13 protein-coding genes are annotated in these 14,843 nt (G+C 42.6%); 3 read left to right on the forward strand and 10 right to left on the reverse strand.

Annotation, left to right across the window (positions count from 1 at the left end):
* Positions 1–74: 74 nt before the first annotated feature.
* The 6 genes from BMZ78_RS03970 to yunB form a co-directional block, all read right to left on the reverse strand.
* Positions 75–962: an ABC transporter permease gene (locus tag BMZ78_RS03970; RefSeq protein WP_093228157.1), complete on the reverse strand. Its 888-nt coding sequence runs from the start codon at positions 960–962 to the stop codon at positions 75–77.
* A 96-nt stretch (positions 963–1,058) separates the two neighbouring features.
* Positions 1,059–2,069, reverse strand: a complete 1,011-nt coding sequence (locus BMZ78_RS03975; protein WP_093228158.1) for an ABC transporter permease — start codon at positions 2,067–2,069, stop codon at positions 1,059–1,061.
* Between the two features lie 85 nt (positions 2,070–2,154).
* Positions 2,155–3,726 carry an ABC transporter substrate-binding protein gene (locus tag BMZ78_RS03980; protein WP_425263913.1) on the reverse strand — a complete coding sequence of 524 codons (1,572 nt, stop codon included), beginning with the start codon at positions 3,724–3,726 and terminating at the stop codon, positions 2,155–2,157.
* Between the two features lie 130 nt (positions 3,727–3,856).
* Positions 3,857–4,840, reverse strand: a complete 984-nt coding sequence (locus tag BMZ78_RS03985; RefSeq protein WP_093228159.1) for an ABC transporter ATP-binding protein — start codon at positions 4,838–4,840, stop codon at positions 3,857–3,859.
* The gene (locus BMZ78_RS03990) at positions 4,797–5,825 is read right to left on the reverse strand and encodes an ABC transporter ATP-binding protein (protein ID WP_093228161.1); all 1,029 of its coding nucleotides are present in this window, start codon (positions 5,823–5,825) and stop codon (positions 4,797–4,799) included. Before BMZ78_RS03990 ends, BMZ78_RS03985 begins: the two co-directional genes overlap by 44 nt.
* A 491-nt stretch (positions 5,826–6,316) precedes the next feature.
* Entirely contained in the window at positions 6,317–7,069 is a 753-nt protein-coding gene (yunB, locus tag BMZ78_RS03995) for a sporulation protein YunB (protein WP_139203257.1), read from the reverse strand.
* A 91-nt stretch (positions 7,070–7,160) separates the two neighbouring features.
* Here yunB and BMZ78_RS04000 point away from each other — a divergent pair, with 91 nt between their 5' ends.
* Positions 7,161–8,642: an FAD-dependent thymidylate synthase gene (locus tag BMZ78_RS04000; RefSeq protein ID WP_175482278.1), complete on the forward strand. Its 1,482-nt coding sequence runs from the start codon at positions 7,161–7,163 to the stop codon at positions 8,640–8,642.
* A gap of 503 nt (positions 8,643–9,145) precedes the next feature.
* Entirely contained in the window at positions 9,146–9,703 is a 558-nt protein-coding gene (locus BMZ78_RS04005; RefSeq protein ID WP_093228166.1) for an N-acetylmuramoyl-L-alanine amidase family protein, read from the forward strand.
* 201 nt (positions 9,704–9,904) lie between these two features.
* Here the strand turns inward: BMZ78_RS04005 and BMZ78_RS04010 are convergent, their stop codons facing one another.
* A complete protein-coding gene (locus tag BMZ78_RS04010) occupies positions 9,905–10,456 on the reverse strand; it encodes an isoprenylcysteine carboxyl methyltransferase family protein (protein ID WP_093228167.1) in 552 nt (183 codons plus the stop codon).
* Positions 10,449–11,525, reverse strand: coding sequence for a type III polyketide synthase (locus BMZ78_RS04015; RefSeq protein WP_093228169.1), 1,077 nt, complete (start codon positions 11,523–11,525; stop codon positions 10,449–10,451). Before BMZ78_RS04015 ends, BMZ78_RS04010 begins: the two co-directional genes overlap by 8 nt.
* A gap of 103 nt (positions 11,526–11,628) precedes the next feature.
* On the opposite strand from BMZ78_RS04015, the gene BMZ78_RS04020 reads away from it, so the two are divergent.
* Complete coding sequence (locus BMZ78_RS04020; RefSeq protein ID WP_175482279.1) at positions 11,629–12,021, forward strand: SPOR domain-containing protein; 393 nt, start codon at positions 11,629–11,631, stop codon at positions 12,019–12,021.
* Between the two features lie 13 nt (positions 12,022–12,034).
* Here the strand turns inward: BMZ78_RS04020 and BMZ78_RS04025 are convergent, their stop codons facing one another.
* Positions 12,035–13,957: an ABC transporter permease gene (locus tag BMZ78_RS04025; RefSeq protein ID WP_093228172.1), complete on the reverse strand. Its 1,923-nt coding sequence runs from the start codon at positions 13,955–13,957 to the stop codon at positions 12,035–12,037.
* Positions 13,932–14,711, reverse strand: a complete 780-nt coding sequence (locus BMZ78_RS04030; RefSeq protein ID WP_093228174.1) for an ABC transporter ATP-binding protein — start codon at positions 14,709–14,711, stop codon at positions 13,932–13,934. Before BMZ78_RS04030 ends, BMZ78_RS04025 begins: the two co-directional genes overlap by 26 nt.
* Positions 14,712–14,843: the final 132 nt, after the last annotated feature.

A 14,843-nucleotide genomic window follows, 5' to 3' on the forward strand; every position in this document is an offset into this window, starting at 1 on the left:
TTCCCGACCGAATCTTAAGTCCCCAAAAAAATAATCCTGCCTAACACCAATTCACTTAGGCAGGATATTCTTGCTTACTGTTTCATTCTGGGATCAAAAATGTCACGCAATCCATCTCCCAACAAGTTGAAGCCAAGAACGGTTAACATGATGGCTAAACCTGGGAAAATCATGGTCCAGGGTGCTGTCTGGATAAAGGGACGAGAATCTGACAACATGGTTCCCCACTCCGGCTCCGGTGGCTGTGCCCCAAGCCCCAGGAATCCAAGGGCTGCCGCTTCAATAACGGCGGTAGCAAAGCTGAGTGTTCCTTGCACCATAATCGGCGTCCAGCAGTTTGGCAAAATATGGTGGAAAAGGATCCGGCTATTTTTCATTCCGATCGCTCTGGCAGCCAGAATGAAATCTTCTTCTTTCACTCTTAGCACACTCGAACGCATCAGACGTCCAAATGTAGGAATATTAATAATCGCAATGGCAATCAAGGCATTGTTGAGCCCGGGTCCCAAGATTGTTACAATCGCAATCGCCAGCAAAATGCCTGGAAAAGCGAGTAGAATATCAAAGAATCGGGAAATAATGGTATCTCGCCATCCGCCATAAAAACCAGCAATCAATCCCAGAAAACTGCCAAACACAATAGAACCCGTCACTGCAAAAAATCCAACCCACAAGGAAATCCGAGCACCATAAATCACGCGTGTAAAAACATCTCTTCCCATTTCATCGGTACCAAACCAGTGCTCGGCCGACGGTGCCTGATTCAGATCATCGGATCTGGCTGAATACTCATAAGAAGTAAGAACCGGTGCCAAAATGGCAATCAAGATAAGCAAAAGAATAATAATACTGCCAATAAGAGCTGAACGGTGGCGAATAAATGCCCGCATAAACTCTTTCCAGGGTTTCTCGTCTTCCACATGATTTGGTTGGATCTCTACCTTCGCTGTGTCTGTTTGCATATCATTCTCTGCTACTTCAAATGTAGAAAGACCTTCTACATTTCTTCCGCAAAGTAGCAGGGGTGACACCTCCTTTTCACTCGAACGGAAGATGTGTTATTTTCGACCATACTGAATGCGTGGATCAATCCAGGCATAAATCAAGTCAACAAGCAAGTTGATTAAAACAAACATCGTCGCTACTACCAAAATCCCTGATTGAACAACGGTATAATCCCGTTCACTGATCGCTGTATATAAGTAGCGACCAATTCCAGGCCAACTGAAAATGGTTTCTGTAAGTACGGCTCCACCCAGCAATAGACCCAGTTGCAATCCAATCACCGTCAATACTGGAATGGCTGCGTTTTTCAGCGTATGTTTGTATACAACCCAAAATTCAGAGAGTCCCTTTGCCCGTGCCGTACGAATATAATCCGAACGCATGACTTCCAACATGCTTGAACGTGTAATTCGAGCAATGATGGCCATTGGTACTGTTGCCAAAGCAACTGCAGGCAGGATCAGATGTTTGACAACATCCCACAACACTTCGGTATCTCCATAAATCAGAGTGTCAATGACATAAAAGTGTGTAATGGGTACCATCTGAATTCGTGGGTCCATGCGGCCATTGGAAGGGAGCCAATCCAATGTTTGTGCAAATAGCCACTGTTCCATCAAACCCAACCAGAATACAGGAATCGAAATCCCGATGAGAGCAATCACCATCGATGTGTAGTCAAACCATGAATTCTGTCGCCATGCCGAAATAATCCCTAAATTAACCCCAAAAAAGACGGCAATGAGCATGCTGGTCAATACCAATTCGGCAGTCGCCGCCAGAAAGGGACCAATCTCTTCAGAAATCGGCCGTTTCGTAATCAGTGACTTACCCAGATCTCCTTGTAAAAGCCCTTTGACATAATCCAGATACTGCTTGTATAACGGTTGGTCCAAACCCAGCTCTTTCCGAATCTCTTCGACCCGTTGTGGGGTTGCTTTCTCGCCCGCAATCGTTTGTGCCGGATCACCAGGTATCAAATGAACAACTGCAAATGTGATAATGGACATACCAATAAGAACCGGAATTAACATCAACAATCGGCGTACTGTATAGGCAAACATTTTTCGTCTCACCTACCATTCTTTCCACTCTTTGTACATACAAAGTGGCATTGCACAAAGAAAGCAATGCCACTTTGCGAAGCTGTTAATTTTTCTTCTCAACAGATACTTTGTGTAATTTATAGGTACTTGTTGGATGTGGGAAGAACCCTTTGATTTCAGCTTTTCCAGCAATCGGTACTGTCGCATGTACGAGTGGCACCCATGGAGCGTCCTGTTTAATGATCTCTTGTGCTTTTTTATACAGTTCTACCCTTTTGTTCTGATCAATGCTGCTTTGTGCTTCAACCAGGAGCTTATGCACTTCTTCGCTGGTGTAGTAAGAGATATTGGATGCATCTTTTTCACGTGCATTGTTTTTATCTAACAAGACATACAGGAAGTTATCGGGATCTCCATTGTCTCCATTCCAACCATAGAGAGCGAGTTCATGCTCCCCGCTTTTCACTTTTTCCTGGTATGTTTTCCATTCAAAGGTCACGATCTCAACATCGATCCCAATCTTTTTGAAATCTTCTTTTAAGAATTCGGCTACTTTTTTACCGTTTGGCAAGTATGGACGTGGATCTTGTGGTGCATAAAGCTTCAATTTCAGGCCTTTCTCAAAACCGGCTTCTTTCAATAGTTGTTTTGCTTTATCCAGGTTAAATTCATAATCTTTCACATCTTTGTTATAGCCAAGCATAAAGGATGGATATGGGTTAACGGCTGGTTCAGCCAATCCTGCATAGAAGTTGGAGATAATCCGTTTTTTATCGACAGCATAGTTAATCGCTTGACGTACTTTTGGATTGTCCAGCGGTTTTTTCTTCATATTAAAGGACAAGTAAGCGACATTCATCCCTTGCTGTTTAAACAATTGCAACTTCTTGTCTTGTTGCACTTGTGCGACATCGCTTGGGTTCATTCCATCCATAATATCGATATCGCCCGATTTCAATGCTGTAAAGCGAGCAGCGTTATCTGGGATGGATTTGAAAATCAGTTTGTCGACTTTTGGATATCCTTTATCCCAATAGTCAGGGTTTTTCTCCAAGGTAATCGTATCGTTCTTTTTCCACTCTTTAAATTTAAACGGACCTGTACCTACTGGGTTTTCATTAAATTTTTCGGGATCTTTTTTGATCGCTGTTGGTGAACCAATCGCAAATGGTGGCATTGCCAGGTTTGCAAGGAAAGGACCAATTGGCCGATTGAGCTCAAATTTCACGGTATAATCATCCACTTTGGTGACTGCTTTAATGACATGGTCTTTATCACCCTTATATCCACCGAACATATCTGGATAGTAGGTGAATTCGCCACCTTTGTGTTGAGGATGATTCTTGTCCATCCAGCGTTCAAAGTTAAACACTACTGCATCCGCATTAAATGGTGTACCATCATGGAATTTCACATTTTTCCGGAGATGGAAAGTCCATACTTTTCCATCTGGAGAACTCTCCCATTTTTCGGCCAAACCAGGTTGAATCTCCGTGTTTTCATCTTTGTATTGGACTAATGTATCATAAATCATGCCAGTTACTTTGAGCGACTCACCATCGGTCACCTGAATGGGATCCAGCTTTTTCGCATCAGCACCGCGACCATAAATCAATGTGGTTCCGGTGTCTTTTTTAATTCCCCCGCCACCGGAATTACAAGCGACGAGTACCATGGATAATAAGAAGACCATTGCTAGAGCCAATGTCCAAAAAGGCTTTTTTCTCACTTTATTTACCTCCTTGATCTTTTTATTTTCAAAAATGAATGCCTCTTTTTATATCCGTTGTCACCTTCCACCTCCTTTATTGAATCAAATGGCATGCGACAAAATGACGGTTTCCTTTATCCACAAAAGCGGGTCTTTCTTTTTTACATACATCCATGACATACGGACAACGTGGATGAAAAGCACATCCTTGTGGCGGATTCTCCGGGCTTGGTACATCCCCTTGCAAGATAATGCGTTCCCGTTTTGCCTCTGGATCCGGAATCGGGACTGCGGAAAGCAAAGCTTGCGTATAGGGATGCAATGGATTGTCATAGAGCTCATCCCGATCCGCCAATTCTACCATCCGACCCAGATACATCACGCCTACTCGATCACTGATGTGCTTGACTACACTCAGGTCGTGAGCAATAAAGATATAAGTCAGGCCAAATTGCTCTTGCAGATCCTCCATCAAATTGAGTACTTGCGATTGAATGGAAACATCCAGGGCAGATACAGGTTCATCCGCAACAATCAGTTTGGGTTTTGTGGACAAAGCCCGTGCAATCCCGATCCGTTGCCGCTGTCCACCACTGAACTGGTGAGGATAACGGCTCGCATGATGCTTGTCCAGACCAACTACTTGAAGGAGTTCCAATACTTGTTCTTTTCGCTCTTTGTCATTGCCAATACCATGAACAATGAGCGGTTCTTCCAGGATATCACTTATCTTCTTGCGCGGATTAAGCGATGCAAACGGGTCCTGGAACACCATCTGCAAATCCCGACGTGCCTGTCGCATCTCTTCCTGACTCAGCTTTAACAAAGATTTGCCCTCAAACTCCACTTCTCCTGACGTCGGCTCGTACAAGCGCAAGATGGTTCGGCCTGTCGTCGATTTTCCACATCCGCTCTCGCCTACAAGACCGAGTGTTTCCCCTTGATACACATCAAAACTGACCTGATCAACCGCACGAACCTCACCCACTTTTTTGCCAAAAAGCCCGCCACGAATTGGAAACGTTTTCACCAAATCATGAACTTTCAACAGTGGCGTTTGTTGCGTTTGTTTCTCCATTGTTGCCGCTTCCCTCCTTTGCCTGATGTAACCAACAGCGGCTTAGATGTCCTTTTTCTGTTTCCAATAGTTCCGGTTTTTGACTCCAACAATGATCCATGACATACTCACACCGAGGAGCAAAGCGGCAGCCTTGAGGCATTCGAAGAGGATGAGGAACCTGTCCCGGAATTGAATAGAGACGTTTTTCATTCCCATCCAGTTTTGGAATCGATTTCAACAATCCTTGTGTATAGGGATGGGTTGGATTTTTAAATAAATGACAGCAGTCCGCTTCCTCTACGACTTGTCCGGCATACATGACAATGACACGATCGCACATTTCGGCAACCACACCCAAATCGTGGGTGATCAGCAAGATCGATGTTCCATACTCCTTATTGAGTGATCGCATCAAATCAAGGATTTGTGCCTGAATCGTCACATCCAGAGCAGTCGTCGGTTCATCCGCAATCAGCAGACGAGGATTTAACACCATCGCCATGGCAATCATCACACGCTGTCTCATCCCACCAGACAGTTGGTGAGGATATAGGTCGAGAATCCCTTTACGCTTGATTCCCACCTTTTCCAGCATGCTTAAGCTCATGGCCTGCGCTTCTTTTTTGGAGCATTTTTTATGAATTCGAATGGCTTCCACCATTTGATCGCCAATGGTAAATAAAGGATTCAATGATGTCATTGGCTCCTGGAATATCATGGATATATCTTTTCCACGAATCTTGCGCATTTGTTTGTTCGTCCAGTGCGTAATATCCTGACCTGCAAATCGGATTGTCCCTCCCACGATTTTTCCTGGTGGATTGGGGACCAGACCCATCACAGCAAGTGATGTTACACTTTTTCCACAACCCGATTCTCCTACCAGTCCAACAATTTCTCCTTCATTTACCGTAATGTCTACTCCATCAATCGCTTTCACGACGCCTTTGTCTGTAAAAAAGTGCAGCTGTAACTCCGATATCTCTAGAACAGATTGGCTCATAAGAACACCTCAAACAAAGAAAAAATAAAATAACCCAAAGATAAGTTCTATATATTTAATATAAATACTTCTATATTTTATATCAAGTTCGCCATTCAGATAAAAATTCCTTTTTAAAATCTAAAATAAATAAAGATGACTTGGTTAATGAAGATAATTAGGACTAAGTGCGAAGATTTTATTTCCTCTTATTACCGAAAAACAGGAATAAATTGGATTTTTCATGTGAAAAAGGCGTTCTGTTTTCTGTGAAGTAAAGGGATGGGTTCCTTACGAGATGACTGTGACAGTACAAAAGTCGTCACGGAAGAAGAAACCCATCCCAAAGCGCGGTAGAAACATATCCATATTTTCAGAATTATTGAGGCTGCTCTACAAACCCGGGATTCCTTTTCCAGTTGAACGACTTCTTGCTCGTTTTTATAGAGCGGGAGTAAAACGGAAAAGGAAAACCGGCATATAACGGATATTTTGTCAACAAGATGTATCGATTATTTTTCTTTTTGCTTGAGCGAAGGTTGTGCAGGAGCAGGAGGTGGCAGCATCGGTGAAGGCGTTCCGCCTTTTTTCTCGCCATTTGCACCATTGTAAAAGTAGTATTGCGGTACATCCCCGACTAAAAGCGCTTGCACAATGGGATACTCGGATTCGACTGTCATCACCTCTTCTGAAAAGGGAACCAGTACGCCCATTTCTACTCGAACATGCATATTCAACGTGACCATCACCATGTTAATCCCTTGAGACTCCGATTTGGGAATGAGTGTCACCTTTGGCGCACCTTTTGGCCATATCTCTAGCGGAATATAAGGACCATGATCAGCAAAAAGTTCACTTTGCCAAATTTGGCCCAAACTGATTTCAATCGGCCGGTCCTTGAGTTGCTTCAGTTTCTTATAAATGCCTGACACCGCATGGGTATAAATATCTGCTTGAACTTTTGAATCAATTTGTATAAATGAAGTTTCCCCATTCTGCTTTTTTTCCACTTTCACCAGTTGATTGAGGTCATTCCCCAGCTCCTTTTGCTTTTCAATCCCTTCTAAAATGGCTTCCTGAGCAATTTTTTTCACTTCTGTTTTTGCCATATGTATCATAACTGGATGAAGATTTGTTTCGATCATGTTCAAAAACCAGAAAAATATCATGATCACCAATACACTGAGAAAGAGAAGGACGATATATCGTTTGCGTATAAATCGACTCATCTTCCTCTTGCGTACCATTTTCCGTCGAAAACGCACGGGACGATCCCCCCTTACATTAAACCTATGCGAAATCTACTATCAATTTGAGCAAAATATGATACAATCGATGGGAAATGGAGGGATCAACATGAAACCGGCAATCGATCTAACTCGCTACGTATCCAATTTAGATAAAAATGTTTATGCGATTTTCAATTTGCCAGAAGAAGTGATTGCGGTCATCTTTGCCTATGTAAGTCGCAGTCCAGCCAGTTTTCGTGAAAACCTGGCAAAATTACTGGCAGACAGCGAGTTAGCGACCAACCTGCACAGTAGTAATTCAGCTACAGCCTATTCCAAAAAAGCGGCCCGATTTCACGAAAAATGGGTTGTTGGCTATGGACATAGCAGTGTAGCAGAACACGCTGTCGCTCACATCGGCATTGAAAAAATCAGTCGACTCGCATCCGCTGAACTGGAACTGGCCAATACCTTTAACAGCTTTACCGAATACAGTCAGAGATACCAACGCCCCAAACGTGGGGATTTTTATATACCTCAAGAACTGGAGCAAGCTCCTGAACTAAAGAAGGCCTATATCCAATTCAATGAAAAAGCTTATGACATTTATGAAGATATCATGGCAGGGCTCACTCGGTATTTGCTCCAGACCATTCCAAAAGAAGAGAACGAATCAGATCAACGCTTCCAACTTCGAGTTGAAAAAATTGCCTTTGAAGATGCACGATATGTGCTTCCATTAGCTACCTTGACCAATCTTGGAATGACAGGAAATGGACGGGCTTTGCGAGATACGTTGGTTCGTCTGCTATCGAGTGCTTACACGGAATGTCACCATTTGGCCCATGAGTTGGAACAGGAAATTTCGAAAGTGATTCCTACCTTATTGAAATACGTTAAACCCAATGAATATCTCATCGAAACCAGGAAAAAACTGCAGCAGCAATTTCAGCAAGTCCTGCCAACAGGAACTGCAAACACAACAGGGCCTCAAGCACGCTTTATTCATATGCCGGATTATCGTACCGTCTTAACCCAGCTCGCTACTTACCTGCTACTGACCGAACATCCCTATTCCCTGGAAGAGGCTGAGGTGATCGCTCAGCAGTACAGCATGGAAGAGCTGGAACAAATCGCTACCCATTCGTTATCTGCATTACGCTTCTTCGATAATCCTGTAGATGAGCTCGGACACCTTACTTACCGGTTTGAATGCAAAATATCAGAAGCCAACTGGCATCAACTTCTCCGCCATAATCGAAAAACGCATTTTACCTACACGAAGCCAACCACTCGGTTAGGATATACCATTCCTCCCCATATCCGGGAAGCAGGCTTGACTTCTGTATTTGTTGCGCTAATGGAAGAAGCGGAACAAATCGTACATCAAATAGAAAGCTTTGAGCCAACCATCGCTGCTTATGCAGTGACAAATGCCCATCATCGTCAAGTGGTTGCTACGGTAAGTTTGTGGGAGCTCTATCACCTGATCAATCTTCGTACGTCCCCAGAAGCCCAATGGGATATTCGCCATACTTTCAATCAGATTTATCAAGTGTTAAAGGATCAACATCCGGTTCTCGCTCAATTTGCGAAAAGAAGGCAATAACAATCGATGAAACCAGATGGCAGGGAAGCAATTCACAACTAAGATCAAGGATCTTGCGATTCCCTGCCTTATCTTCCTAGAGAAGCAGCAGAGAATTCTTACGCAACTTCCAGAGAAGAGGGAAACAAACGATTTTCAAGGTCGATGTCTAAAAATATTCTAGAATATCCTGAAAATATGGATACATTCCTCCCGCGCTTCGGCATGGGTTCCTTCCCCCGTGACGACTTCTGTACCATCAGTCACACCGTAAAGAACCCATCCTCCGTTTTATAGAAATCAGAACTGATGGTTCTGCTCGTTAACATGTGGATCTGTTAACAGACCCGGCATTTAACGGAAACTTAGCCCATAAGCAGAAAAAATATTCCTTTCTTGGGTTTCTATTCTATTCACTTATTATATTTTTCAATATAATAAAAGTAGAATGAATTTACGAACAAAAAATATCCCTGATTATCGGATATAAATGGAAGGAGTATCAAAATGGAGGTGAAATCTCCTTGACCAAGTTAATCATTGATCCTGGACATGGGGGAAACGACTCCGGTGCAGTTCATGAAAATAATCAGGAAAAAAATTTTACCTTGGATATCTCGCAACGTATCTGTGATTATTTACAAAATCACTACATCGTGGACATTTTGATGACTCGTACGACCGACGTATACCTCAGTCTGGCAGAACGAACCGACTTCGCCAATCACCAGCAAGCAGATTATTTTATTTCCATTCACATCAATGCTGGCAATGGAACTGGATGGGAAAGCTATATATGGGACGGACCGCTTGATCAGGAAACCATCGATGCGCAAAATACGATTCATTCTACAATCATGAATAGGATTGGACCGACATATGGAGTGATCGATCGTGGCAAAAAACGGGCAAACTTTCATGTTTTGCGTGAAACGACGATGCCAGCCATTCTGTTGGAAAACCTCTTTATTGACTCTGAAAACGATCTCAATCTATTGCTCAATGATCAGTTTATCGATGACTTATCCCATGCGATTGGTGAAGGGTTAGCCAAAGCTTTATCATTGCCCCAAAAAAGTTAATGTGCATAAACAGCAACAACTCAGAATCCATTTGACTCTGTCATGAAAGAAGTTATGATCCATGGTGAAAACATGGTACCTGGTTCAAGCTGGTGACAAATAGAAACTGGAAAAAAGAACAGGAACAGGAGTATTTCAGATGTTTTCATAATTTATGAATCATTGGCACGGTGGGGAAAAAATTTTTTCCGCCACTCTTTTTCATTTACGTGGCAAAAAACGTGATTTTCCTGTCATAATTTCTTCATAGCATGTTGTTTCACCAAGGGCCCTTTCTTCTGCTGGAATGCGGACAAAAAGCAACAGAACCAGATTGATGATCGAAGCGATCCATGCAGTCAGGTAGGCACCCATGGCCAACGGAAGGGTTACAAATTCAATGATAACGGCTACATAATTGGGATGACGTAAATAGCGATAAGGACCTTTTGCAAGCGGGACATGTCCTGGAACCACCCATATCCTTGTATTCCAATAGGGTCCCAAGGAATGTATACACCACCATCGTAATCCTTGCGCTAACATAAAGCCAAGAAAGGGAAGCCACCACCAAGAAGGTGAAGCAGCATGCAATATCTCTTTTTCCAAAAGCATACCAGCAAAAAATAAAACATGAACAGCAACCAAAAGCGGATAGTGTTTTCGGCCAATCTCATATCCACCTTGCTCTTTGATCCATGCTGCATTTTTTTTTGCCAATAACAGTTCAACACATCGCTGGATCACAACAAGCCATAATACATACTCAAACATGACACGCTACCTCCTCATCCCAACACAACAAAGCGAGCTCCGAACTGAATCCTGGACCTAGTGCCGTAACCAGGCCATAACTTCCGTATGGATGACTCTCTTGCAATTCTCTTTCCAATACAAAAAAAACCGTCGCTGAGGACATATTGCCATAATCACGCAAAACGGAATAGGCATGGGTCAATGGATCCCTGGAAATTCCCAATGCTTCTTGGTACGCTTCCAATACCTTTCTTCCCCCAGGATGGGAAATCACATATTGAATATCTCCCAGCTGAAGATTGATTTCCTCTAAAAATTCGTCTACAATCGGTCGCATTTGCTTTCGAACCAAAGTTGGAATATCACGGGAAAAGATCACTTTCAGTCCATCATCTTCCAATTCCCATCCCATGACATCCATGGACTCTGGCCAGATGATACTTTTGGTTGTTACAATACGTGGTCCAAAATAAGGATTACTTTTGCTCCCTGTTACCAAAACAGCTGCTGCTCCATCTGCAAACAAGGAAGTAGCAACCAGATTGCTCTTGGATCGATCATCACGACGAAAGGTCAGTCCACAAAGCTCTAAAGTCAAGAGCAAAACACGCTGAGTGGGAAATGCCTGTACATATTCATAGGCTCGAGCCAATCCAGCTACCCCACCTGCACATCCCAGCCCCCAGATCGGTGTCCTTTTGACATGAGGCTTCATCTTTAAACGGTTAATGAGATGCGCATCAATACTTGGAGTTGCTAACCCTGTTGTTGATACAAAAAGAAAATGGTCAATCTCATGGGGTTGAATGCCGGTCGACTCCAAACATCGTTGAATCGCCTGCTCTCCCAGCTGACAGGCCATTTCTATATAAATTTGATTTCTTTCCTTAAAGCTTCGATCTTCTTCATACCACTCTCTGGGTCTACTGAAATAACGTTGTTCAATTGCTGTATTTTCAAAAATGGAGAGCAATCGGTCGATATGCGGAAATGTATCTTGAAACAACTGCTTGCTGAAATCACGGATTTCTGCTTGATTATATGTATATGGAGGAACAGCTGTTCCTATCGATAGTATCCTTGCCATAATCATTCCTCCATTTAACGGATTTTTTCTTATATTCCCCTTTCCACTTTCATCCTATGCTGGTCATTCTTAAGAGACATTTACTGTAGAAAGGTGAAAAATGATGAAAAACATATTCATTTACTCGATCACCCTAATCATTTCATTTCTCTTGTCTGGCTGTGTCATCAAACAAAAACAGGAACCCACTTCTCCTCATGAAAAAATCGAAGTCCTTACTCCACAAACCGAAACCAAATCATCCAAAGAATTTTCATCTTCCAAACAAGCCAATTGCCACGTGATTGTTGGATCATTCAAGGAACCACAAAATGCTCAGAAACGGGTAAAAGAACTCGAAAGCAAAGGGTTTCACGCTGAGATCATGAAAGTTCAAGTGAACGGAACCACCTGGTATCGAGTAAATACAGGAAGTTACCCTGAGCACTCGCAATGCCAGGATCTGCTCAATCATATAGAATCGGCAGGCTTTGATGGTTTTATTGCTGATGAATAACAAAATAAGCCCTCTATTCACTCTGAGGGCTATTTACGTATTTCAAGACATCATGCATATACATTCGCTTTGTCCACCCATAATACAAACCATAGATCACCATATAAGCAAGCACAGACATCCCATATATATCCCAGATCGGCTTCTTGAATAACGCACTAAACATATGCATGGCCGCAGATGCATGACAGATTCCAACAACAAAGGGAATCGAAAACAAGAGAAAAATTTGAGCCTTCAGTAAAAAAATTCCCTCTTTTTTCCGCATCCCTATTTTGTGAAGCACTACCCACTGCTTCACATCACTTGGTAATTCAGTAAAAATTCGAAAGTAAAGAATGCTTCCTGCACCAAGAAAAAACAACACCCCTATAAACAGGCTGACAAACATCAATGGTGAAAAGATCTCTTTAACCGCTTGATATAATTCATAGGTGCTTTGTACATGATAGGCATCTCCTTTCTTTTCTTTCGCCAATCGATCCAGATCCAGTACCAAGCCCTTTGACTTTTTCCAGTCTGAAAAACGATAAGCATGAATCGTCAGTTGCTGGGAATCGGGTGCCCATTTTTTCAGCTGGTTAAACTGCTGATCCGTAACTACGGCAAAAAATTTGGTTTTTGCATGCTCATTCCAAATCCGATGGACGACATGCTTTACTAACTGAAATGAATTCGTTCGATCCCCGATCTTTACATTTACACGCTTGTTTGATAACGTCTCTACTTTGTCTTTGGCCATTCCACTACTGTCAATAAATGCCATTTCTCCCAAGTGTAATGAGAGGGCATACGTTGCTGGATTTCCCGTCAACCGTTGATAGTCACTTTGGGACATGAGAGAAACCATCTGCTTTTCTTTCTGCATTTGTGCCAGGATCAGAGGAACATGTTCTTCCTGAATGACCTGCAATCCTTGATGTTTAAAGTGCTGCTCCATCTCTTGGGGAGACATCCCCTGAATATTTCCCTCAATACTCAAGTGAAAAGGAGTTTGATCTGTGGCTACTTTTTCCGCTTCTATATAGTAAGTGAAACACACACTCACAGAAGTAAGAACCACGCTGCACAAGATCGATACCATAAATAAAATGCGAGCATTGTCTTTCAACCGAAAGCGCAATTGGGAAAGCAGTATCAGGTTCGTCCCATGGTAAAAAACCGGTTTCTTTTTTTGGAGATAATCAATGATGGCCACGCTAAGCTGAGTAAACAATAATTGGGTTCCGATCAGAACCAATAGAAAAATGAAAACAAATTGTTGTACCAAACTTTTCAGATCCGCCGTCCAAGCCAGAAAATATGCTCCTCCCAGGCAAAGGAGCGATAGAACCACTTTCCACGTAGAAAAAGCAGGTGCTGGTTTTTCTTTTACAGCTTCTCTGAATAAATCCGCAATTGACTGTTTGCGAATGGTAAAGCGGCTCCACCAGGACAATAGACTAAAGATAAGGAGAAATCCAACGATCGTCAGTCCCAGTGCCTGAAAGGAAATAGCAAATGAGATGGGCTCTGTCAAATCCAGGACGACAGACACCAGCAAATAAAAGAGCTTCGAAAAAACGAGACCGAGACATACACCCACTCCAATGGCCAAACAACCGACCATCATATTTTCCCAAAAAATAATGCGTGTTACGTGCTTGACGGACATCCCCAAACATTGTAAAAGTCCCAGGTCATGCTTCCGGTTGCGCAAAAATGCAGACTGGGAGTATCCAATAAAAAGAATCGAAAACAATCCAACCATTCCTTCAACCAAAAACATCAATGCCATAAACTGTTTTGGAATCTCTTTGGATTGCAAGATCGGATGAAACAACAAGGAAGCGTAAAGATAAAACATCCATACAGAAAATGTGCAACTGAGGAAATATGCCAAGTAACTCCTCATATGATGTTTTACATTCTTAAAAGCGAGACTTCGCAAGTTCATAGGATTCTCCCCCCAATGCTGTCGTTACCTGCATAATCTGCTGAAAAAAGGCTTGTCTCGATTCTCCACGCCGGATTTCTGTAAACACTTTCCCATCCTTGATAAAAATCACTCTGTCACAGTAGCTGGCTGTAAAAGGATCATGCGTGACTGTCAAGATGGTGGATTGTTCTTTTTTATTTAACTGCACTAACGATTCCATTAAGGATTTGGCTGACTTGGAGTCCAGATTTCCTGTTGGTTCATCCGCTAAAATCAGGGCTGGAGAATGTACCAGAGCACGAGCTGCCGCTGCCCTTTGTCTCTGCCCACCAGAAACTTCGTAGGGGCGATGGGACAAGACCTGATCAATCCCCAAATATTTAGCCAATTCATTCACCCGCTGTTCCATTTCTGCAATTGGACGTTTTTCCAACACCAGAGGCACCAATATGTTTTCTTTCAATGTCAAGGCATCCAATAAATAAAATTCCTGAAAAATAAAGCCTAATCTTTTACGCCGAAAATCAGCCAATTCATCATCACTCATGTTTGCTACATTTTGTCCTTCTATCCAGATTTCTCCCGAAGTTGGACGATCAATGGTCCCAAGGATCTGTAACAAAGTGGTCTTTCCACTGCCAGATGGCCCCATAATCCCTACAAATTCCCCTTGATGGATTGTTAAATACAAATCCGTTAATGCTTGATAGGTAACCCCTTTAGACTTCTGTCCGTAAATCTTCGACAGATTTTTCGCTTCGAGTATGATCATGTTTCCACTGTTCCTCCTGATCTTTTTCTTGTTATCTATTAGTCTACTGATTTACTTGTTTGACTCCCATTGATTTATCTTTCAAACAGGCGGATGAACCTTTCATTTTTGTCATGATCAAATAAAAAAACC

This window comes from Thermoflavimicrobium dichotomicum, from assembly GCF_900114055.1.
GTDB lineage: Bacteria > Bacillota > Bacilli > Thermoactinomycetales > Thermoactinomycetaceae > Thermoflavimicrobium > Thermoflavimicrobium dichotomicum.